The organism is Brevibacterium linens, assembly GCF_003999335.1.
Classification (GTDB): Bacteria; Actinomycetota; Actinomycetes; order Actinomycetales; family Brevibacteriaceae; genus Brevibacterium; species Brevibacterium linens.
The window spans coordinates 2,925,375-2,945,978 of record NZ_CP026734.1; the positions used below are offsets into that span (position 1 = coordinate 2,925,375).

At 65.1% G+C, this 20,604-nt stretch carries 22 protein-coding genes; 12 read left to right on the forward strand and 10 right to left on the reverse strand.

The window, feature by feature from the left end:
• Positions 1-88: 88 nt before the first annotated feature.
• Genes CXR29_RS13220 through CXR29_RS13235 form a run of 4 tightly spaced genes read right to left on the reverse strand, consistent with a single transcriptional unit; the run spans position 89 to position 3,300 of the window.
• On the reverse strand, positions 89-601 hold the full coding sequence (locus CXR29_RS13220) for a GtrA family protein (RefSeq protein WP_101554175.1): 513 nt from the start codon (positions 599-601) through the stop codon (positions 89-91).
• A gap of 13 nt (positions 602-614) precedes the next feature.
• The gene (locus CXR29_RS13225; RefSeq protein ID WP_127364760.1) at positions 615-1,658 is read right to left on the reverse strand and encodes a hypothetical protein; all 1,044 of its coding nucleotides are present in this window, start codon (positions 1,656-1,658) and stop codon (positions 615-617) included.
• A gap of 35 nt (positions 1,659-1,693) precedes the next feature.
• On the reverse strand, positions 1,694-2,191 hold the full coding sequence (locus CXR29_RS13230; RefSeq protein ID WP_127364761.1) for a hypothetical protein: 498 nt from the start codon (positions 2,189-2,191) through the stop codon (positions 1,694-1,696).
• Positions 2,188-3,300, reverse strand: coding sequence for a glycosyltransferase (locus tag CXR29_RS13235; RefSeq protein ID WP_127364762.1), 1,113 nt, complete (start codon positions 3,298-3,300; stop codon positions 2,188-2,190). Before CXR29_RS13235 ends, CXR29_RS13230 begins: the two co-directional genes overlap by 4 nt.
• A 506-nt stretch (positions 3,301-3,806) precedes the next feature.
• On the opposite strand from CXR29_RS13235, the gene CXR29_RS13240 reads away from it, so the two are divergent.
• From CXR29_RS13240 to CXR29_RS13265, 6 genes are all read left to right on the forward strand, one after another.
• Entirely contained in the window at positions 3,807-4,775 is a 969-nt protein-coding gene (locus CXR29_RS13240; protein WP_101554177.1) for a methionine ABC transporter ATP-binding protein, read from the forward strand.
• On the forward strand, positions 4,775-5,449 hold the full coding sequence (locus tag CXR29_RS13245) for a methionine ABC transporter permease (protein WP_025778297.1): 675 nt from the start codon (positions 4,775-4,777) through the stop codon (positions 5,447-5,449). Before CXR29_RS13240 ends, CXR29_RS13245 begins: the two co-directional genes overlap by 1 nt.
• 112 nt (positions 5,450-5,561) lie before the next feature.
• A complete protein-coding gene (locus tag CXR29_RS13250; protein WP_101594266.1) occupies positions 5,562-6,398 on the forward strand; it encodes a MetQ/NlpA family ABC transporter substrate-binding protein in 837 nt (278 codons plus the stop codon).
• A 201-nt stretch (positions 6,399-6,599) separates the two neighbouring features.
• Complete coding sequence (locus CXR29_RS13255) at positions 6,600-7,139, forward strand: DUF6069 family protein (protein ID WP_206516217.1); 540 nt, start codon at positions 6,600-6,602, stop codon at positions 7,137-7,139.
• Positions 7,140-7,159: 20 nt separating this feature from the next.
• Positions 7,160-8,287, forward strand: coding sequence for a sensor histidine kinase (locus CXR29_RS13260; RefSeq protein WP_164742822.1), 1,128 nt, complete (start codon positions 7,160-7,162; stop codon positions 8,285-8,287).
• Positions 8,284-8,925: a response regulator transcription factor gene (locus CXR29_RS13265; RefSeq protein ID WP_127364763.1), complete on the forward strand. Its 642-nt coding sequence runs from the start codon at positions 8,284-8,286 to the stop codon at positions 8,923-8,925. Before CXR29_RS13260 ends, CXR29_RS13265 begins: the two co-directional genes overlap by 4 nt.
• Positions 8,926-8,992: 67 nt before the next feature.
• On the opposite strand, the gene CXR29_RS13270 is transcribed toward CXR29_RS13265, so the two are convergent.
• Positions 8,993-9,778, reverse strand: a complete 786-nt coding sequence (locus CXR29_RS13270) for an SDR family NAD(P)-dependent oxidoreductase (protein ID WP_127364764.1) — start codon at positions 9,776-9,778, stop codon at positions 8,993-8,995.
• Between the two features lie 103 nt (positions 9,779-9,881).
• Here CXR29_RS13270 and CXR29_RS13275 point away from each other — a divergent pair, with 103 nt between their 5' ends.
• From CXR29_RS13275 to CXR29_RS13290, 4 genes are all read left to right on the forward strand, one after another.
• The gene (locus CXR29_RS13275) at positions 9,882-10,400 is read left to right on the forward strand and encodes a MarR family winged helix-turn-helix transcriptional regulator (RefSeq protein WP_127364765.1); all 519 of its coding nucleotides are present in this window, start codon (positions 9,882-9,884) and stop codon (positions 10,398-10,400) included.
• A gap of 127 nt (positions 10,401-10,527) precedes the next feature.
• Positions 10,528-11,304 (forward strand): NAD(P)-binding domain-containing protein, encoded by a 777-nt coding sequence (locus CXR29_RS13280; RefSeq protein WP_127364766.1) that lies wholly within the window; start codon positions 10,528-10,530, stop codon positions 11,302-11,304.
• Positions 11,305-11,455: 151 nt separating this feature from the next.
• Positions 11,456-11,923 (forward strand): SRPBCC family protein, encoded by a 468-nt coding sequence (locus tag CXR29_RS13285; RefSeq protein WP_127364767.1) that lies wholly within the window; start codon positions 11,456-11,458, stop codon positions 11,921-11,923.
• Between the two features lie 73 nt (positions 11,924-11,996).
• Positions 11,997-12,557, forward strand: coding sequence for an antibiotic biosynthesis monooxygenase (locus CXR29_RS13290; protein ID WP_101554185.1), 561 nt, complete (start codon positions 11,997-11,999; stop codon positions 12,555-12,557).
• Between the two features lie 86 nt (positions 12,558-12,643).
• Here the strand turns inward: CXR29_RS13290 and CXR29_RS13295 are convergent, their stop codons facing one another.
• Entirely contained in the window at positions 12,644-14,467 is a 1,824-nt protein-coding gene (locus CXR29_RS13295) for a formate--tetrahydrofolate ligase (RefSeq protein ID WP_127364768.1), read from the reverse strand.
• A 159-nt stretch (positions 14,468-14,626) separates the two neighbouring features.
• Between CXR29_RS13295 and CXR29_RS13300 the strand changes: the two genes are divergently transcribed.
• Positions 14,627-15,376, forward strand: coding sequence for a class I SAM-dependent methyltransferase (locus tag CXR29_RS13300; protein WP_127364769.1), 750 nt, complete (start codon positions 14,627-14,629; stop codon positions 15,374-15,376).
• Between the two features lie 43 nt (positions 15,377-15,419).
• Here the strand turns inward: CXR29_RS13300 and CXR29_RS13305 are convergent, their stop codons facing one another.
• The 3 genes from CXR29_RS13305 to galE form a co-directional block, all read right to left on the reverse strand.
• Positions 15,420-16,565: an FAD-dependent oxidoreductase gene (locus CXR29_RS13305; protein ID WP_127364770.1), complete on the reverse strand. Its 1,146-nt coding sequence runs from the start codon at positions 16,563-16,565 to the stop codon at positions 15,420-15,422.
• 51 nt (positions 16,566-16,616) lie between these two features.
• Entirely contained in the window at positions 16,617-17,111 is a 495-nt protein-coding gene (locus CXR29_RS13310; protein ID WP_241241454.1) for a CueP family metal-binding protein, read from the reverse strand.
• Between the two features lie 367 nt (positions 17,112-17,478).
• Positions 17,479-18,477: a UDP-glucose 4-epimerase GalE gene (galE, locus tag CXR29_RS13320; RefSeq protein WP_127364773.1), complete on the reverse strand. Its 999-nt coding sequence runs from the start codon at positions 18,475-18,477 to the stop codon at positions 17,479-17,481.
• Between the two features lie 254 nt (positions 18,478-18,731).
• Between galE and CXR29_RS13325 the strand changes: the two genes are divergently transcribed.
• Positions 18,732-19,256 carry a Dps family protein gene (locus tag CXR29_RS13325; protein WP_101556157.1) on the forward strand — a complete coding sequence of 175 codons (525 nt, stop codon included), beginning with the start codon at positions 18,732-18,734 and terminating at the stop codon, positions 19,254-19,256.
• A 93-nt stretch (positions 19,257-19,349) separates the two neighbouring features.
• Here CXR29_RS13325 and lhgO read toward each other — a convergent pair whose 3' ends face one another.
• Complete coding sequence (gene lhgO / locus CXR29_RS13330; protein ID WP_127364774.1) at positions 19,350-20,564, reverse strand: L-2-hydroxyglutarate oxidase; 1,215 nt, start codon at positions 20,562-20,564, stop codon at positions 19,350-19,352.
• Positions 20,565-20,604: the final 40 nt, after the last annotated feature.

Consider the following 20,604-nt stretch of genomic DNA (forward strand, 5'->3'; position numbering starts at 1 on the left):
CGAGAATAGGTCACTACCGGATACTTCTGACCCCCAAAAACTATCCGATAGTGACCTGAATTTCAGAGGTGCCACAGGAGGAATCGGCTCAGCCGCGGTCGTCGGGGACTCGGCTCGATTCCTCCATGGGCACGACCACCTCGGTATCGGGGTTTTCGTCCTTGAACACCCACGTGCGGTAGGCGTAGAAGCGGAAGACCATCGCCAGTCCGATGCCGATGACGTTCGTCGAGATGTTGTAGGTGAGCTGGTCGCGCATATCGAGCAGATACCAGGTCACGCCGAGCGGGATGACGGTGATGATCATGCCGGCGAGGTTGACCGCGACGAACAGGACGACGCCGCGCATGTTCGAGCTCGTGGTCCGGTCCCCGTAGGTCCAGAGCCTGTTGCCGAGCCACACGACGACCATCGCGAGGATCGTCGAGACGATCTTCGACTTGATCGGGCTGCCCTCGAGGAGGGCCGGGATCGGCCCGAGTCCGTAGGCCAGCAGGTTCGACAGGCCGACGTCGACGATATAGCCGAGCCCGCCGACGGTGAGGAACTTGAAGGCTTCCACCGCCAGGCGCCGGAGACGGACCGAGAATGACTCTTTCATAACTGCACTCAGTCTATGGCCCGATGTTTCGGACTCGCTGGATGCGGAGCTGGGCGAGCCAGAGGACGAACGCGACGGTGACGGCCAGCGCCGGCCAGTATGTGTATCGGAAATGATTGGCCGGAACGATCGGGAAATACCCGACGATGTAGCACAGCGCCGAGGTGGCCAGGACCGTGACCTCGGGCCAGAACGTCGGCGTGTGGCTCAGTTTCGACCCCGCTGAAGGGCTCACGGAGGGTCCCGATGCGATTCCCGATGCCGTCGCCGATCTAATTCCGGGCACTGTCTCGTCCCGCCGACGTGCGCGAACGGCCAGCCCCACCAGCACAGCGGCGACGAGGGTCCAGAACCAGGGCTTGAAGAGCATCGGGAACGTTCCCAACGCGAAGTCCTCGACATACGGGCGGAAGATGAAATCGGCTTTGACGCTGCCCGCCTCGTAGCCGACCTTCTCGGCGTCGCCGTCCCAGTCCGCTTCCCAGTATTCGAGTTTCGAGGAGAAGAAGTAATACGAGAACACTGCCGATCGATACTCGAGGTAGCTGACCGGGTGGGTGATCACTTCGTTCAGCCAGAGGTGCTTGAGATCGTCCTGATACTCCACTGGGCTGAATGCCCGTCCGGTGTCCCCTCGGCCGTAGCAGTTCCAATACGCATCCCAGATCACGCCCTTGTCGAGGCATGTGTCCCGGGCCGAACTGATGTGGTCTTTGAGCTCTCTCGGTGCGTCAGACGACTGCAGTCGAGATTCCGGCACAGAGAACATCACATCGTCGAGGAAGATCTGCGAGATCTGACCATTGTGCTCGACGTCGACGCGCGACTCGATGAGCTTCTCGGTGGCAACGCTGCCGAACCCGACCACGCAGATGACGAGCACGGACAGGCCGGCGAAGCACCACCTCGGCGCTCGGTCCACGGCCGTGCGCAGCCCGCCGCGCAGTCCGCCACGCAGTCCGCCGCGCAGTCCGCCGCGCAGTCGGCCGCCCCCCACGGCCGCGAGGGCCGCCGCGCATGACGCTCCGCAGCCGTCCGCGCAGGCAGAACGCCCCATAGACGGCGATCGGGACCAGAGCGAAGACGGCGTTCTTACGCACTCCGAGAGCGTAGACGAGCAGGACCAGCGCCGGCAGCCACAGCACCCAGGTTCCTCGGCACCATCCGGGTGACGGCCAGCAGCGCCACGGCCAGCGCCAATGCCACCGCCATCTGTGTGTCCTTCCACAGAGTCGTCAGCTGCGAAAGCACCCAAGGCGTCGCCATGGTGACGGGGCCCAGCAGGGAGATCCACCGCGGTGCACCTCGGCGATTGATGATGACCCCGATGATGAGAGCCGCGGCGGCGAGCATCACCACTTGGAGGACGAGTAGACTGCCCGGTCGGCCGGTGACGGTGATGGGCAGGCCCCAGACGACGCTCATCACCGGCGCGTGCCAGTCCGTGAACGGGATCGTCCCGGTCGCCTGCTGGTACTGATCGGCGATGTCGACGTTCATCCGGCCGGGAGCAAACAGACGGATGAAGACGAACGACCAGACGCCGGTGAGGGCAGCCAGCAGCAGGTCCCATGCCAGAGGTGTCCTCAACCATTCGAACCATTCGCGGAGTGCAGAACGGCTCTTGAGGCGAGCTCGGTCCTCACTCGGGTTCGTGTCCGGTCGTCTGCGCGCGCAGAGTCCGTCAGGAGCGAGTCGAATCCGCTGTCTGCCATCGCACCGTTCGGCTTCTGGACGGAGTCGACCCAGGAGGTGCCCGTTGCCGAGTCACAGACGGCGGGCAGGCTGAGATAGGCCAAACGCGCGGTTTCCCGCCTGGCTCGGCGCAGACCGTCCAAGGTCAGGCCGACACTGCCGAGCAGGAACGCCAGTCCCATGAGCGCAGCGGCGAGGATCGCGGTCGGGAACCGGGGCACGAGACCGGTCTGCCAGAACTCCCAGATCACGGGCAGGCCGAAGACCAGCGACAGGGCCGCGAGCAACACGGTGAGGCTGCCGTAGAACAGGCGGGGTCGTTCGTGCCTCACGAGCGCAGAGATCAGACCGAGGATGCGGAACCCGTACTTGAAGGTCGAAAGCTTCGACTCGCTTCCGTCGGGTCGGTCGCGGAAGTCCACGGCCACCTCGGTGGTGGGCAGGCGCAGGGACATCGTGTGCACGGTCAGCTCGGTTTCGATCTCGAACCGGCGACTGATCGCCGGGAACGATTTGACGAAGCGGCGAGAGAACACGCGGTAGCCCGAGAGCATGTCGGAGACCTCGGATCCGAAGAGCCACCCGGTCATCCGGTTGAACATCTGGTTCCCGGCCTCGTGGCCGGGACGGTACGACGTGGTCTCCTGATTGTCCTGGCGCACCCCGAGAACATGGTCGTACGGGCCGGAGATCAGGGTGTCGATCATCTCCGGCAGGTGAGCCGCCTCGTAGGTGTCGTCGCCGTCGATCATCACGTAGATGTCGGCGTCGATGTCGGCGAAGGCGCGGCGGACGACGTTGCCCTTGCCCGGCACGTTCTCCCTGCGGACGATGGCTCCCGCCTCGGCGGCACGCTGCGAGGTGCGATCGCTCGAGCAGTTGTCGTAGACGTAGACCGTGATGCCGGGGACGGCGGCCTTGAGGTCGCCGACGACCTTGGCGACGGTGATCTCCTCGTTGTGGCAGGGAACGATCGCCGCGATCCTGCTCGATACTTCGGACATGCCCATCCCATCGTCGCGTGAGCACCGGCAAGCCCGGCCCGGTGCGCAGATCTGTCGATTCCACCGGTCTACGCCTCCGACGTGGACTGCGGGTTACGGACCGGGAAATAGCAATGCACCTTTCCCTGGGCATGAACCGACAAGACGGATACCGTCTCCTCCGAACGCGCTGCTGCATGGCCGCATGGCCGCCTCACCTCGTCCCGTGGGCGGGGCCCCTGCGCCACGTGGCCGCCGCACCTCGTCCCGCGATCGTGGCTCCCACGCCACGTGGCCGCCTCACCTCATCCCGTGGGCGGGGCCCTACGCCACGTGGCCGCCTCGGCGAGTATGTTCTCAGTCACGATCGCCCGGTTATACGTCGATTTATGACATCCGCCTGTGAGGATCATCTGATTGCTTGTCATCCTGAATCGTCGGCCCTACTGGACCGTAGACCGGCCCATCCCCAATTCCTGCCGTCCACCACCGTGCGCGGCACTGACCAACCACACGAGGAGGCGCCTGTGATCGAACTGCGCGCACTGCGAAAGGTGTTCGGAGGCACCGTCGCCCTGGAGGAGATCGACCTCTCGGTCCCTGCCGCGGAGATCCACGGCATCGTCGGCCGCTCCGGCGCCGGCAAGTCCACCCTCATCCGCTGCCTGACCGGGCTCGAGTCCCCCACCTCCGGGACGGTGTCGATCGACGGCGTCGACCTCACGAACCAGTCCGGTGCCGGTCTGCGCGAGGCGCGCCGCAGCATAGGCATGGTCTTCCAGCACGTCAACCTCCTCGACTCGAGCACGGCGCTGAAGAACGTCGCCCACCCGCTCAAGATCGCTGGCGTGCCGAAGGCCGACCGTCTGGCCAAGGCCCGTGAACTCCTCGATTTCGTCGGCCTCGGCGACCGCGTCGACAACTATCCCTCTCAGCTCTCGGGCGGGCAGAAACAGCGCGTCGGCATCGCCCGCGCCCTGGCTGCCGAGCCGAAGGTGCTGCTGTGCGATGAGCCCACCTCGGCGCTGGATTCGACGACGACTGAGCAGATCCTCGGTCTCATCCGCTCGCTGCGTGACCGACTGGGCATCACCGTCCTCATCATCACTCACGAGATGTCCGTCATCCGCGAGATCTGCGACTCCGTGACGCTGCTGGCCGACGGCCGCGTGGCCAAGACCGGGAAACTCGCCGAGGTCATCGCCGAGCCCGGGTCGGTGCTCGCCAAGGATCTCGTCCCCCTGCCTCCGGTCAGCCTCGATGACGGGGCGAGCCGCCTCGTCGAGGTCTCTCTGGCCGGCACGGACCTGCCCACCGTGCTCACCGCCGCGCGGAATGCCGGAGCGAGCGCCGAGGCGATCCTCGCCGGAGCCGTGGAGACCATCGACGGCCGTCAGGTCGGTCGGCTGCGCTTCTCCGTCGACTCCGCCGACCAGGCGAAAGAGCTGATCAGCGCCCTGCAAGCCGATGGAATCTACGCGGAGGAGGCTGCCTGATGAACGATCCCACATGGTTCGACAACCCGGCGATCACCGATCAGATGTGGCCGGCCACCATCGAGACTCTGCTCATGACGGCGTGGTCGACCGGCCTGGCCGTGCTCTTCGGTCTGCCCTTGGGCATCTGGCTGTTCACCGCCTCGAAGGGTGGGCTGAACTCGAACCCGGTCGTCTACCGGGTGCTGTCCTTCATCGTCGACATCACGCGCTCGATCCCCTTCATCATCCTCATCATCGCGCTCATCCCCTTCGCCCGATTCGTCGTCGGCTCGGCACTCGGCTGGCAGGCGACCGTGGTGTCGCTGACCATCGGCGCGATCCCCTTCTACGCCCGTCTGGTCGAGAACTCGCTGCGCGAGGTCTCCGAGGGCAAGATCGAAGCCGCGCTGATGATGGGCGCATCGAACGGCCAGGTCATCCGTCAGGTCTACGTTCCCGAGGCTCTGCCAGGGCTGATCGGGGCCGCCACGGTCACCTCGGTGACGTTGGTGTCCTACACCGCGATGGCCGGTGCCGTGGGCGGCGGCGGTCTGGGTGCGCTGGCGATCTCCTACGGCTATCAGCGCTACCAGGCGGACACGATGATCGCCTGCATCATCGTCCTCGTCCTCATCGTCACGCTCATCCAGTTCATCGGCGACCGACTGGCCCGCGCGGTCGACCACCGGTGAGCCGCCTCGGCGAGGTCGGCCACGTCCGGCCCAGCGGCGGCTCCGTCGGTCGTGACGACGGCCACCACTGCCCATCCCACTGCACATCACTCAACACACATGAAGGAGAACTATGAAGACCAAGCTCATTGCGATCGCGGCCAGCGCCACTCTGCTGCTGTCGGGTTGCGGACTCGTCGGCGGCGGCACCGATTCCGTCGGTGAGAAGGACGGCGACGTCACGAAGCTCACCGTGGGTGCGACCCCGGTTCCGCAGGGCGACATCCTGCGCTACGTGGATGAGAACCTCGCCGAGGATGCCGGCCTCGACATCGAGGTCACCGAGTACACGGACTACACGCTGCCGAACAAGGCGCTCAACGACGGCGACATCGACGCGAACTACTTCCAGCACAAGCCATACCTCGACTCCGAGGTCGAAGGCCAGGGCTACGAGATCACCGGCTTCGAGCCCATCAACCTCGAGCCCTTCGCACTGTTCTCGAACGACATCACGGATGTTGCGGACATTCCGAAGAACGCGAAGATCGGCATCAACAACGATCCGTCGAACCAGGGACGTGCGCTCAAGCTGCTCGAAGGGGCGAAGCTCATCACCCTCAAGGACGGAGTGGACGCGGTCGACGCAAAGCTCTCCGATGTCGAGGACAATCCGAAGAACATCGAGTTCGTCGAAGCTGACGCCGCGCAGCTGGCCCGCACCCTCGAAGACGTCGACGCCTCTGTCATCAACGGCAACAACGCCCTCGAAGCCGGACTGAGCCCGGCCGAGGACGGCATCCTGCTCGAGAAGGCCGAGGACAACCCCTATGGCAACTTCCTCGCCGTGCGCACGGAGAACAAGGACGACGAGAACTTGGGGAAGCTCGACGAGCTGCTCCACTCCCCCGAAGTGAAGACGTTCATCGAGGACAAGTGGGCCGACGGCTCCGTCCTCCCCAGCTTCTGACCCTCTATTGCTACCTGACGGCGGCCCAGCAACCTCGCGCGAGGTTGCTGGGCCGCCGTCACGTAGTTCTGGAGGGGGTTTGTGTGTCAGGACATTTGTCACTTCGCAGTCGGGATCGCACTCCCTACAGCGCCGCCTCGGGCCTCGGTAGCGTCGACGGTGTCAGAAACCAACGACACTTCGAACGAGGAGGCGGACGTGATGAACCGTCGCACCAAACAGGCATCAGCACCACCGTCCACTGTTGCCCCCATTCAGAGCGCAGGGCACGAACCACCGGCCGAGCCGATTGCGACTCCCCTGCGGAGTCCTGCGATCAGCGCTGCCGCCGTGACCCTCACCGCGGTCTTCGCCGCGCTGGCGGTGTGGGTGATCGCTGTACCGGTCGCCGGCGTCACTCTGACCGCCGGCGGCCTCACTGTCTCCCTTACTGCTGTCGCGCTCGTGTCCCTCGGCAGCGGGTGTGCAGCCAGCCTGTCCTACCTCATCATGAGAGGCTTTCGCAGCGGAGCGGTCATGTGGACCGTCATCGCCTGCACTGTCCTCGTCCTGTCCATGGCAGGTCCGCTGCTGTCAGGAGCCAGGGACTCGGCTCTGGTCGCACTGGAGCTGATGCATCTGGCCGTCGGCGTCACGATGATCGTCGGCCTGCGGCGCTTCGTCTCGCGCAGAATGAGCCGCGCTTTCGATCAGCGCACCGCTGCATCTGATTCGGCCTCGTCTGCGGCGGGTTCCGAGTAATGTACGAATCGGAGGCGACAATGACGAAGCAATCCATTTCGACCGACTGCGACGACGAAGTCACACGGTGGGTCGCCCGAACCCGCGGGCCGGGGTTCGCGCTGATCTGGCTGCCGGTCCTCATGCTGTCCCCGATGCTGACAGCTGTTCTCGACGGCAAGGCCGTCATACTCGCAGTCCATCTGGCGATCGCTGCCCTCTATGTCATCACGGTCGTCATCGCCCACCGCGGCCTGCCGCAGCGAGTGGGAGAACTCTGCACGATCGGGCTCATGGCACTCGTCGTCGTCCAATTCTTCCTGTCTCCCGGGGGTCAAGGCTTCCTCTATCCGCTGCTCGCCATCGCAGCGGCAACCGCGATCCGCCTTCGCGCCGCACTCGGCATCGTGATGGGCCTGGCCATCAGCGGCTCCTTCGCTGAAGGATTCTCCACGATGTCGCTCAGCAATGCTCTGCAGTTCGGCTTCGCCACCGTCATGGCCGGCGCCAGCACCTACCTGATCCGCTGTCTCACGGGAACGATCGATGACCTGCGCGCCACCCGCCGCCGTCTGGCCGGGCTTGCGGTCGTCGAGGAACGCCAGCGCTTCTCCAGAGATCTCCATGATCTGCTCGGCCACACTCTCTCGGTGATCGTGGTCAAGGCCGAGGCCATTCGTCGCCTCGCCGACGGTGATCCCGCAGTTGCCGCCAAGCATGCGCAGGAGATCGAAGGCATCGGACGCACAGCCCTGGCCGATGTCCGGCAGACGGTCGCCGGGTACCGGCAGATGCGCTTCGCCGATGAGCTGTCCCACGCAGTCGACACCCTTGAGGACGCCGGGATCGAAGTCGAGACGACGACTCCGCTGCCGCACCTCGATGGTCCCACCGACACGCTCTTCGCCTGGGCTGTCCGGGAGGCGGCGACGAACATTCTCCGTTACGCCCACGCATCCCACTGCACGATGAAGATCACGGTCGACGAGTCAGCCGCAGCACTCGAAATCACCGACGACGGCCACGGGACGGGCTCGAATCCGACCGGCTCGGGCCTGGTCGGGGTGCGAGAGAGGGCAGAACGTCTGGGCGGTCACGTGCATACACGCTCGGGCCCGCGCGGCTTCACGCTCACCGTCCACGCACCGAGTACAGAGGAATCGGAATGATCAGGATCGCCGTCATCGAGGACCAGGCTCTCATGCGCTCGGCCCTCATCAGTCTGCTCGACCTCGAAGACGACATCACCGTCGTCGGTGAAGCAGCTCGCGGCGACGAAGTCTCCGAATTGGTCCGCGGACTCAAACCGGATGTCGTCCTCCTCGACATCGATCTGCCGGGGATGAACGGACTCGAAGCTCTCGAAGAGCTCAACCGTGCGACCGACGGCACCACATCCACCACTGACGATACTGACGCGACCGGCTCCTCAGTCATCATAGTCACGACCTTCGGCCGAGCGGGATACCTCAGGCGTGCGATGGACGCAGGCGCACGGGGCTTCCTCGTCAAAGATGATCCGGTCGAGACGCTCGCCGGGTCGATCCGGCGGGTCGCACAGGGGGAGATGGTCATCGACCCGCTGCTGGCGGCCCAGGCACTGAGTTCAGGAGAGAATCCGCTCACCGACCGGGAGAGCCAGGTACTCCGCGCCACTGATGACGGAGTCCCCATCGCCGACGCGGCCGAGACTCTGCATCTGTCTCCGAGCACCGTCCGCAACTACCTGTCGAGCGCGATCGGCAAGCTCGGGGCCCGCAATCGCGCCGAAGCGATGCGAAACGCCCGCCGTGAGGGGTGGATGTGACGCTCAGCCTCGCGCACCGCAACCGTCGCCGAGGCTGGGCTCGACGGGACGACCGGCGCTGCCCGAATCACACCATACTTCGCAGCACCCCGCCGTCTGCGCGCAGGGCCGCACCGTTCGTCGCCGAAGACAGCGGGCTGGCCAGATAGGCCACCAGGCTGGCGATCTCGCCCGGGTCGATGAAGCGCTGCAGCAGCGAGGATTCGCGCACCAGTGAGTCCTGCAGATCGCCGAAAGGCACAGATTGTGCGGCGGCGTTCTGTTCGACCACGGCGGCAACCCCGTCCGAATACGTTGGTCCGCCGAGCACGGTGTTCACGGTCACCGCGGTGCCGCGGGTGAGTTTCGCCAGGCCGTTGCTCAGCGCCAGCGCCGCGGCCTTCGTCACGCCGTAGTGGATCATGTCCGCGGGCACGTCGATGGCCGATTCCGTGCCGATGAAGATGATTCGGCCCCACCCGTCCGCAAGCATCCGCGGAAGCAGCCGTCTGGACAGGCGAACCGCGCCCATGAGGTTGATCTCGAAGCAGCGCGTCCACTCGGCATCGTCGATCTCGGCAAATGTCGCCACGTCGAAGAGACCGACGTTGTTGATGAGGATGTCGACGTCGCCGAGGCGGTCGAGCAGCTCGTCGACCTGCCCGGGGTCGGCGAAGTCCGCCGCGATCCCCCTCGCCGAGGCGGCCGGGTTGTCGTCTTGCAGACGTGCAACAGCCGCGTCGACGCTGTCCTCATTGCGTCCGTTGATGATGACCGTCGCACCTTCGTGCGCGCACAGGGAGGCGATCGCGTACCCGATCCCCTGTGTCGAGCCTGAGATGAATGCGGTTTTGCCTGCCAGTTGAAGGTCCATGTAATGCCCACCTTGACGTCTCGAATCCGATTTTACTTACCTAGGAAAGTCAACAATAGATCGATTGAGTTTCTCAGGCAAGTAATCAGCTAGACTGCACTGCATGAGCAGTCCTGCGAGCAGCGCCACAGAACGAAACCCTCGAGACTCCGATACGCCCACCTTCACGGCGGACGAACTCGAGATCTGGTCGTCGGTCGCGACCTTGCTGGAGTGGCTTCCGGCCGCACTCGATGCGCAGATGCAACGCGATTCGCAGATCAGCCACTTCGAGTACGGAATCCTCTTTGCCCTCTCCCAGGCAGACGAAGCATCCCTGTCGATGAAGGAGTTGGCCGGCTTCGCCAACAGCACTCTCTCCCGACTGTCGAGGGCAGTCGCCCGCCTCGAGCGCCAGGGATGGGTGACTCGACGCCCGGACCCCGAAGACGGGCGTACGACGATCGCCTCCCTCACCGACTCCGGTCTCGCAACAATGCGTGCGGCCGCTCCGGAGCACGTTGCCTTCGTGCGACGCGTCGTCTTCGAGTCTCTATCCCCGGCTCAGGCTCGCACGCTGGGCAGGGCCAGTCGGCGTATCACCTCCGCGATCAGGGAGGATGGCGGCTGGCGACCGCAGTGATATTCAGACATCGAGCACCTCGGCCTCGAATTCAGAACTCTGCCCTGCCGGCACGATTCGATGACACAATGCGAGGAGGCGAATTCGCCTGCCAACGTCTCTGAGCGAGTTCCTCAAGGAGGAGAACATGACACGCATCGGCTTCATCGGAGTCGGAGAGATCGCCTCGGCGATGGCCGAAGGTCTTGCGCACAGCGAGACGAATGCCAGCCTCCGATTCTTCCTCTCCCCGCGCAACGCCGAACGCGCGGCGAGCCTCGCTGCGTCCATCGCAACCGCCACCGTCTGTGAGAGCAATCAGGATGTCGTCGACCGCAGCGACCTCATCGTCCTCGCGGTGCTGCCGCAGCAGTCGGAGAGCGTGCTCGACGAACTCGACATTCCGGCCGAGAAAACCCTGGTCAGCGCGGTAGCCGGAGTCCCGACCGAGGCCCTCGGGGCACATCTTCCGCATTCGCCGACCATCGTGCGGATCATTCCTCTGCCCGCTGTCCGCGAGCGCAAGGGAGTCACCGCCATGTACCCGGCCAACGAGACGGTCGAGGATCTCCTCAACCGCCTCGGCGGGTCGGTGACGGCCGCGGACGAGACGATGTTCTCGACACTCTCGGCGGTGACCGCGACGATGTCGACGCATTTCGCGTTCCTGCAGACGATCACCGCGTGGCTCGTCGACCGCGGTTGGGATCGAGCCGACGCCGATCATTTCATCCGCGGTCAGTTCGTCGGCCTCGGCACCACGCTCGCCGAGACGACCGAGTCCATCAACGGCCTCGTCGCCGCCCACGAAACCCCGGGCGGTCTCAATGAGATGCTCAACAACGAATGGATGGACGAAGCCAACCGCGCCGCTCTCGCGTCCTCCCTCGACCGGGTGTTCGCTCGCGTCACCGGAGCAGACTGACATTTCCGGGGTGGTCCTCTGACCGGCCGGTGCCTGATCGAGCAGTCTCCGACCGGTTGGTGCCTGATCGAGCAGTCTCTGACCGGTCGGTATGTGAGCGACCGGCTGGGAGGCCGCTCGTCCGACTCTGCGGATCGTTAGAATGATCGGCATGACCGAGTCTCTCACCTTCGCAGATTCCATCTCCATCAACGCTGACCCGGCAACGGTCTACCGGACCGTTGCGGACGTGACCCGCACCGGAGAATGGTCTCCGGTCTGCCGCGAATGCTGGTGGGACGACGGCGATGGCCCACGGGTGGGAGCCTGGTTCACCGGCCGCAACGTCACCCCTGACCGAGAATGGCAGACCCGCAGCCAGGTCATCGTCGCCGACGAGGGACGGGCATTCGGGTGGAGCGTGGGCCCCGGCCGAGTCAACTGGACCTACAGTATGCAGGAAACCGAGGAAGGCACGCGGCTCACCGAATCGTGGGAGTTTCTGCCCGCGGGGCAGGAATTCTTCGCAGAGAAGTACGGTGCGCGGGCAACCGAGGAGATCGCTGCACGCGCCGAATCCGCGCGGACCGGCATTCCCGAGACTCTCGCAGCGATCAAACAGGTCATCGAACGCCCATAGGGCATCCGCAAGGGCATTCGCAGTGAGCGTCTGCGGGGCATGAGGCCCGAGGCGATCCCTTAGGATTTCCACTATGCCTCAGCACTCTGCCGTCACTGTCTCGATCACCCGAACCGTCCGCCCCGACAACCACCGGCGCTTCAACGCCTGGGTGCAGGCGGGCCAGGAGCTGGCCCGTGAACGCGACGGCTACCTGGGATCGGGATGGGTGCGAACTGCACCGGACTCCAACGAATGGCACGTGCTCTACCGGTTCTCCGATGAGAAGTCGCTGCGGGCGTGGGACGAATCCGAGGATCGTCGGTGGTGGATCGAAAGCGCAGCAGAGATTGTCGAGACCACCCGGGTGGAGCATCGAACCGGCATCGAGGGCTGGTTCGAACCGCACGGGGAGGAGTCCGTCACCATCCCGGAGACGGTCGTCCCGCCGAGGTGGAAGCAGGCCGTGAGCATCTTCCTGCCGTTCTTCCCGCTCAGTCTGCTCTCGACGTTCCTCCTCATGCCTCACCTGGAGAGCTGGCCGAAAGTCCTCGCCGTGCTCCTCAACATCTGCATTCTCACACCGCTGATGACCTACATCTTCCTGCCGGTGAGCACGCGGCTGCTGCGCCCCTGGCTGCAGCGACCTCGCTGACACCACCGCTCCCCCATCTGCTACCTGACGGCGGCCCAGCAACCTCGCGCGAGGTTGCTGAGCCGCCGTCAGGTAGTAATTAAGGTTCAGAAGAGGCCGGTGATGTTGCCGTCGTCGGTGACGTCGATCTTCAGCGCCGAGGGTTCGCGCGGCAGGCCCGGCATCGTCATGATGTCACCGGCGATGACGACGATGAACCCGGCGCCGGCCGACAGCCGCACATCCTTGACCTCGATGATGTGGCCGGTCGGCGCCCCACGCAGACTCGCGTCCGTCGACAGCGAGTACTGCGTCTTCGCGATGCACACGGGTGCGTCCCCGTAGCCCTCCTCGGTGAACTGCTTGAGCTTCCGTTTCACCTTGGCCGGCAGGTCGACGTCCTTGGCTTGGTAGATCCGCTGCGCGATCGTGCGGATCTTGTCCTCCAGCGGCTGGTCGAGTTCGTACGAGTACCTCGCCGAGGCGGCCGGCTCCTCACGTGGCGGACGAGTTCCGGACGAATCGTGCGGCCCTTCGCCTCGATTTTCATCACGAATCGTCCGGAACTCGGCGTCGCCGCCGTTCGACGCAGAAGCAGCAGCCCCGCCCCCAGCACCAGCCCCGCCCGCAGCCTCGACAACCGCCTCCGCCAGTGCCAAAGCACCCTTGCCGCCGTCGGCCCAGTGTGTGGACTCCACAGCCGCAACCCCAAGACCGTCCAAGTGCGAGATCGCCGCGGCCATCTCCTCGTCGGTGTCCGTGGGGAACCGGTTGAAGCACACGACCGGGGTCAGTCCGTAGATCTCACGCAGGTTCCGACAGTGCAGCTCGAGATTGCTCATCCCCTCAAGCACCGCTGACACATTGGGAGAGTTGACGTCGGCCACGTCGACTCCGCCGTGGTATTTCAGGGCCCGCAGGGTCGCGACGACGACCACGGCAGAGGGCCAGATCCCGGCGGTGCGGCACTTGATGTCGAGGAACTTCTCGGCCCCGAGGTCGGCACCGAAACCGGCCTCCGTCACCACCCAGTCCCCCAGCGCCAGCCCGGCCTTTGTCGCGAGCAGACTGTTGCAGCCGTGGGCGATGTTCGCGAACGGTCCGCCGTGGATGAATGCCGGCGAATGCTCCAAGGACTGCACGAGGTTCGGCGCCAGTGCATTGCGCAGCAGCGCCGTCATCGCCCCTGCCGCCCCGATGTCCGCGACGGTGATCGGCTCCCGCCCCCTACTGTGGGCGAGCACGATCCGTCCCAGCCGTTCCTTGAGGTCGGCCAACGAGGTGGCCAGGCAGAACACAGCCATGACCTCGCTGGCGACGACGATGTCGAAGGCATCCTCGCGCGGCACTCCCCCGTTGAGTCCGCCGAGTCCGACGACAACTCCCCGCAGTGCTCGATCGTTGAGGTCGACGACGCGGCGGAGATGGATGCGCCGCGGGTCGACGTCGAGGTCGTTGCCGAAGTGGATGTGGTTGTCGAGCATGGTCGCGGCGAGGTTGTTCGCCGCAGCGATGGCCGCGAAGTCGCCGGTGAAGTGGAGGTTGATGTCTTCCATCGGCACGACCTGCGCGTATCCGCCGCCGGCTGCCCCGCCCTTCATTCCGAAGACCGGCCCCATGCTCGGCTCCCGCAGCGCGAGCACGGCCTTGCCGACCTCGGATTTCGACCGCGCGAGTTCGTTGAGTCCGTCGGCCAGGCCGATGCTCGTCGTGGTCTTTCCCTCGCCGGCCGGGGTCGGGCTCATGGCGGTGACGAGGATGAGTCGCCCGTCCGTGGCGGTTTCGGCCGCTTGGTCGAGGACATCGATGGGCACCTTGGCCTTCGTCCATCCGTGGGGAATGATGTCCTTCGCGTCGAGACCCAGCCCAGCGGCGATGTCGACGATGGGATCGAGCTCGGCGCTGAGCGCAATATCCATATCTGAGGTCATAAGGCCATCATGCCCGTTCCGCGAGATTTTGTGACCATCACCGACCCGAGAATTCGCGCAATGTGCACTGAGTTCCGCCTAGCGCAACATCAACCTCGCCGAGGCGGCCCGCCGCCTCATCGCTCGACAGGTGAGAGCCGCGTGCGCGAGGATGGAATCATGCGCGCATTCGACGAGCTCGTCACCGAAGCACAATCCGCCGATGTCACCGGCTGGGGATTCGACTGGCTCGACGGACGCGCCACCGAGGAACGCCCTCCGTGGAGGTACTCGACGCTGCTCGCCAGGCGGCTGTCGACCGCGACCGCGGCCCTCGACATCGACACCGGCGGCGGTGAGGTCGTCGACGAGGCACCCGTGCTGCCGCCGCGCATGGCGGTGACCGAATCGCACCGCCCCAATATCGCCGTGGCCCGTCACCGGCTCGGCCCGCGAGGCGTCGATGTCGTCGAAGCCGACCCGGACAGGTTGCCGTTCGCCAACGGCAGCTTCGACCTCGTCACTTCCCGACACCCCGTGGATCCCGCGTGGTCGGAGATCGCCCGGGTGCTCATCCCCGGCGGCACCTACCTCGCCCAACACGTCGGCCCGGCCTCGGCGTTCGAGCTCATCGAGTTCTTCCTCGGACCGCTGCCGGAAAATCGCCGCTCACGGCACCCGCAGACCGAATCCGACGCCGCCGAGGCGGCCGGACTCACGGTCGAAACGCTGCGCACCGCACGCTGCCGCATGGAGTTCTTCGACGTCGGTGCGATCGTGTGGATCCTGCGCAAGTGCCCGTGGTGGGTACCCGATTTCACAGTCGCCGACTACCTGCCACAGCTGCGCGAACTCGACACGCGGATGCGCAGGGGCGAGCCCTTCGTCGCGCATTCGACCCGGCACCTCATCATCGCGTCAACGCGCTGAGCCAACTCATCGCGTCGACGCGCTGAACCGCCTCGTCGGCAGCTCACCGAGCCGAAACGCCCACCCGGAAGCGGTCCGGCACTTCACCGGCGCCCGTGGCGAGGTCGGCTGCGAACTCACCGAGCAGCGGCGCGAACTTCGCTCCGTGCCCCGAACAGGCCGACACGATGACCAGGCCATCGACCTCGTCGATGACGAAGTCCTCATTCGGTGTGTTCGTGAACAGACATGTGGTCTCCGCGTACGGTTCCGGAATGAGTCCCGGCAGATTCCGCTTCGCATAGTCGATCATCCTGGTCCGCATCTCCTCGGTGATCTGTCCGTCCTGGTCAAGCGCCGATCCGATCACCTTCCCACCGTTGAACTGCGCGAACTTCTGCCCCGCGAAACCGGCATCCCGACCGCCGGGAAGCCCGTAGGTGAACATCTCACCGGATTTGTGGATGAACGTCGGCCAGGGTGTGCTCGGCCGTCCGTCTTCACCGGCATCGCGGTAGGGCATTTGGAAGGCCTGCTCCTGCCGCACTTCGAACCTCGGCAGCGCATCGAGAAACGCTTCCGGAAGGCCAAGATCGCCGAGGAGGTCGGGCAGCCACCCGCCCGCAGCGACGATGACATGGTCGCCCTCGACGGAATCCCCCTTCGCCGAGGTGGCTCGGAAGCCGCCTGCGGATTGTCGGGCCACCTCGGTGACCGTCCAATCGGTGAGGATCCGAGCCCGCCCGGTGTCCACCGCTTGGTCGAGCATGGTCGTCACCGTGGATTCGGCGTCGATGACGCCGGCGTCGGGGTGCCACAGGACGTCGGTATCGAAGGCGAATTGCGGCCACCGTTCGGAGGCACGTGCCGGATCGAGGACTTCGTACTCGACGCCGACGGCTTCGAAGATCTCGGCGAGCAGATCCGTGTGCTGGGCGTCGCCGAAGTCGAGAGCTCCGGTGCGAGTGATCAGCTCGATCCCCGATTTCGCCTCGAGGTCGTCCCACAGCTCACGGGCACGCACGACGAGTTCGGTGTAGAGACGATCCGGGTAGGCGTAACGGAAGATGCGGGCCGAACCGTGGGAGCTGCCGCGGTCGTTGGCCGGGGTATGCCGCTCGAGCACGGTGACGTCCTCGCCGCGCGCAGCCAGGGAATACGCGGCCGCGGCACCGGCCAAGCCCGCTCCGATGACGATGTGGTGGGTCAAAGCTGCGCTCCTGTTGGATGGGCGTGATCGGTCGGCCGCGCCTGATCGTGTCTACTGCAATTCGAGGTCGGTCACGCAGGTGGGCCCATCGCTTCTCGTCGAAAACTCGGTCGCACCGGTTCTGCCCTCGGCGGTGACCTCGATGGTACCGGTGATGTCGGACGGCACCCAGAAGCCGACGAAACCGTTGTCGAAGGTCGTCGTCGACTGACCGACCACTGCTTCGCCTGAAGCCGAATCGGTGATCACCACATCGACGTCCTTCCCGCTCATCTCGCCGAGGCAGGTCGTGAGGCTGTGATAGAAGCAGTCGTGTGTCTCATCGACGAAGGGAGCGATGGACACGTAGCTCTTCCCCTTTGGCAGTGCCATCGTCGCCTCGTGCTGCCCGTCGGTGAGGACGAGTTCGTCCGGCTGCACCGAGGCCATGAGGTCGGTGGGCCTCTCGTCGACAGGCAGGCGATCGAGGTGATCGATGACTCCGGTGACATCTTCGTCGGCCAGATCGAGATCCGCCAGCATTTCTTCGGCCGAACCCGGCTGCATTGCCGCGGACTCTCCTGAATCAGCGGATGACCCGCTACCCGACCCTGGAGCCGAACACCCGGTCAGTGCTAGAGCCAGGGCCGTCGCACCCAACACGAATTGCGTCGTTCTCATATATCTCCCCATGTCACTACGGGTGCAGAGCACCTCTGCCGTCTTGGCAATCATACCCACACGGGGTATACGGTGATCGTGGCGGGCCCAAGGAATGGGACGCCCTCAAATGCTCTCATCGTCCGCCGAGTGATTCCGACGCGACCGTCTACATGGTCGACGCAAAGGCAGACGAGATGGAGACGACGAACCACAAATCGGTCGTCGAAAGCGAGATGAAACCCGTGGAGTGACCACCAGGGTCCGTTCCTGATCAGCCCTGCTTCTGCTCGGGCAGCATTCCTGCGGCCTCGACAGCGCTGCGGACGATCTCCTCGAGACCGAACTCCGCTTTCCAACTGAGCAGGGCCGAGATCCGGGTGACGTCGGCGACCAGCGCCGGTGGGTCACCGGCACGACGCTCGCCCATGTCGGGGACGATGTCACGGCCGGTCACCTCGGCGATGGTGTCGATGACTTCCTTCACCGAGGCGCCGGTTCCGGTCCCGACATTGAACACGGTCTCCGTGGTGCCGCCGGCCTTCATGTAGTCGAGGGCGGCGATATGCGCCTCGGCGAGGTCCTTGACGTGGACGTAATCGCGGATACACGTGCCGTCGGGGGTGTCGTAGTCGTCGCCGAAGATGATCGGGGCCTTGCCGTCCTTGAGCCGTCCGAGCACGATCGGGATGAGGTTCATGACGGCGGTGTCGGCGAGGTCGTTCCAACCGGCGCCGGCGACGTTGAAGTAGCGCAGCTTCACGGCGTTGAAGGTCGTCGCCCGCATGGCCGAGGCGGTGATCTGGTTGTCGATCATCCACTCGCCGATGAGCTTCGTCTGACCGTAGGGATTGATGGGTCGGCAGTCGAGGTCCTCGGGCACCATGTCGACATCGGGCATGCCATAGGTCGCGGCCGAGGAGGAGAAGACGAGCGATTCGATGCCGGTCGCTTCGACGGCTGAGAGGATGTTCGTCAGCGCGCCGATGTTCTGCCGGTAGTACATCACCGGTTCTTCGACGGATTCGCCGACCTGCTTCTTCGCGGCGAAGTGGATGATCGAGTCGACGCTGTGTTCCCTGATCGCCTCGACGAGGCGGTCGGTGGCATCCGCTGCGGACAGGTCGAGGTTGACCACGGGCAGGCCTTTGACGCGAGCGTCGATGCCGGTGGAGAAGTCGTCGACGACGAGCACATCGTCTCCACGTTCGGTGAGCAGCCGCACCACGTGCGAACCGATGTAGCCTGCCCCGCCTGTGACCAGTACCGCCATGCCCGGTCTCTCCTTCATCTCGACGACTCTTCACTGTCAGAATGCTCGGTATCAGAATACGCGCTCAGACTCCGAAGCTCTGATTCGGGCTGAATGCGCGGTGGGATAACATCGTGCACGAAAACGTTGCATGTCCAGGCCGACCACCAGCTGGCGCTGAGGGGGGGGGGGGGGTTACGCGTCATCTGCGGCAGCGTTATGGTGATCATAGGCTCCGGGTCAACGTGAAACCGGAGAGAACAGGAGCAAAAATCATGACGCAGTCAGTGACAGTTCCCGACCCCCATGGCTCAGAGAAGACTACTCGCGAGAACGCCGAACGCGGCTTCATCGCCTCCGACGCCCTGACCAAGAACCTCCAAACGGTTCTGGTCGACTTCATCGCTCTGAGCCTGACCGCCAAGCAGGCACATTGGAATATCGTGGGCACGAACTTCCGAGACCTGCACCTTAACCTCGACGAAGTCACGGACATCGCCCGTGCAGGCAGCGATGAGATCGCTGAACGCATGCGTGCCCTCCATGCCTCCCCCGACGGTCGCCCCGCCGTGATCGCTGAACAGTCCGGACTGCCGGAGTTCCCGAACGGCGAAATCAGCACCCACGACGCCATCGATCACATGGTCGCGTCGATCGAGGCGACCGTGGCTTCGATGCGTGACTGCCACGACGAAGTCGACTCGGCGGACCCGACGACCGCCGACATCTTCCACAGCTACATCGCGCAGCTTGAGCAGCAGGCCTGGTTCATCAGCGCAGAGACCCGCACACCCAAGTGAGCCACTGAGCTGAACCGCTGCTGAAACAGTTCGGGCCGCCTCCCCGTCGTCACGGTCGGGTAGGCGGCCTTTCGTTGTCGACGCCCGGAACCGTCATCGTCGGCCATCGATGATCGCGACGAGGTGTTCGGCAATGGCCAGCGCCGAGGTGGCCCCTGGGGAGGGCGCGTTCCTTACGAACATCGCGGCTCCCGCCCGATCGATGACGAAATCATCGACGAGTGTGCCGTCCCGGTTCATGGCTTGGGCGCGGATTCCACGGGTGGCGCGGTAGCCGTCTGCCCCGGCCAGGTCGGGGACGTAGCGGGCCGCCTCGGCGACGAATTTCTCGATCGAGAGCACCCCGGGCAGCTCACGGGCCGCGGTGGCCATGTTGCCGGCGGCGAAGCGCCAGAATCCGGAGTCGGCGGCCACAGCCAGCGAATCGGGGATGTTGAGGCCGAGACCTCGGTAGCCTTCGCGGGAGAAGGAGAGGAAGGCGTTGGGTCCGATCATCAGGCCGCCGTCGATGCGGCGGGTGACGTGGACGCCGAGGAAGGGGTACTTCGGGTCCGGGACGGGGTAGATGAGGCCGTTGACCGCGCTGCTGTATTCCTCGTCGAGGATGAAGTACTGGCCGAAGAACGGCACCACGGTCGGGGTGCGATTCTGACCCGAGCGCGCGGCCAGCCGGTCGGATTGGAGTCCGGCGCAGACGATGACGTGGTCAAATTCCTGGGCGTCGACCGGGGTGCGGACGATGGCGGTGTCACCGGTGGGGCCGCCTCGGCGATCGATGGTTTTGACCGGGGTGGAGAAGCGGACGCGGCCGCCGTGGGCGCGGAAGTCGGCGACGAGTGCGTCGGTGAGTCCGCGGTAGTCGATGATTGCGGTGTGGGGTGAGTGGAGGGCGGCGAGGCCTTCGGCGTTCGGTTCGATGTCGCGCAGTCCGTCGCGGTCGAGCATGGCGATGTCGGGGACACCGTTGGCCAGAGCGCGGCTGTGGATGGCGTGAAGGCGTTCGGCTTCTGTCTCGTCGGTGGCGACGACGACCTTGCCGCATTCGTCGAAAGCGACGTTGTGTTCGTTTGCGAAGTCGCGGATGAGGTCGACACCGCGGCGACAGAGCGTGGCTTTGAGGCTGCCCGGCTCGTAGTAGAGACCGGCGTGGACGACTCCGGAATTGTGCCCGGTCTGGTGGGCGGCGGGGTGGTCTTCCTTTTCGAAGAGGGTGACGTCGGCGGAGTCGTGGCGGCCCAGGATCTCGCGGGCCACGGCGGCTCCGATGATGCCGGCTCCGACCACTGCCCATCGCGCGTGCTTCGCCATGTCTCAACTCCCTCGTCGATCTCCGTCGTTCCTGCCGTTC

Coding starts and splice junctions, on each gene's coding strand:
- CXR29_RS13250 (WP_101594266.1), top strand. CDS start 5,562: ATGAAGACCAAGCTCATTGCGATCGCGGCCAGCGCCACTCTGCTGCTG.
- CXR29_RS13255 (WP_206516217.1), top strand. CDS start 6,600: ATGAACCGTCGCACCAAACAGGCATCAGCACCACCGTCCACTGTTGCC.
- galE (WP_127364773.1), bottom strand. CDS start 18,477: ATGGCGGTACTGGTCACAGGCGGGGCAGGCTACATCGGTTCGCACGTG.
- CXR29_RS13280 (WP_127364766.1), top strand. CDS start 10,528: ATGACACGCATCGGCTTCATCGGAGTCGGAGAGATCGCCTCGGCGATG.
- CXR29_RS13225 (WP_127364760.1), bottom strand. CDS start 1,658: ATGGGGCGTTCTGCCTGCGCGGACGGCTGCGGAGCGTCATGCGCGGCG.
- CXR29_RS13270 (WP_127364764.1), bottom strand. CDS start 9,778: ATGGACCTTCAACTGGCAGGCAAAACCGCATTCATCTCAGGCTCGACA.
- CXR29_RS13325 (WP_101556157.1), top strand. CDS start 18,732: ATGACGCAGTCAGTGACAGTTCCCGACCCCCATGGCTCAGAGAAGACT.
- CXR29_RS13275 (WP_127364765.1), top strand. CDS start 9,882: ATGAGCAGTCCTGCGAGCAGCGCCACAGAACGAAACCCTCGAGACTCC.
- CXR29_RS13245 (WP_025778297.1), top strand. CDS start 4,775: ATGAACGATCCCACATGGTTCGACAACCCGGCGATCACCGATCAGATG.
- CXR29_RS13285 (WP_127364767.1), top strand. CDS start 11,456: ATGACCGAGTCTCTCACCTTCGCAGATTCCATCTCCATCAACGCTGAC.
- CXR29_RS13295 (WP_127364768.1), bottom strand. CDS start 14,467: ATGACCTCAGATATGGATATTGCGCTCAGCGCCGAGCTCGATCCCATC.
- CXR29_RS13265 (WP_127364763.1), top strand. CDS start 8,284: ATGATCAGGATCGCCGTCATCGAGGACCAGGCTCTCATGCGCTCGGCC.
- CXR29_RS13310 (WP_241241454.1), bottom strand. CDS start 17,111: ATGCAGCCGGGTTCGGCCGAAGAAATGCTGGCGGATCTCGATCTGGCC.
- CXR29_RS13260 (WP_164742822.1), top strand. CDS start 7,160: ATGACGAAGCAATCCATTTCGACCGACTGCGACGACGAAGTCACACGG.
- CXR29_RS13220 (WP_101554175.1), bottom strand. CDS start 601: ATGAAAGAGTCATTCTCGGTCCGTCTCCGGCGCCTGGCGGTGGAAGCC.
- CXR29_RS13300 (WP_127364769.1), top strand. CDS start 14,627: ATGCGCGCATTCGACGAGCTCGTCACCGAAGCACAATCCGCCGATGTC.
- CXR29_RS13290 (WP_101554185.1), top strand. CDS start 11,997: ATGCCTCAGCACTCTGCCGTCACTGTCTCGATCACCCGAACCGTCCGC.
- lhgO (WP_127364774.1), bottom strand. CDS start 20,564: ATGGCGAAGCACGCGCGATGGGCAGTGGTCGGAGCCGGCATCATCGGA.
- CXR29_RS13235 (WP_127364762.1), bottom strand. CDS start 3,300: ATGTCCGAAGTATCGAGCAGGATCGCGGCGATCGTTCCCTGCCACAAC.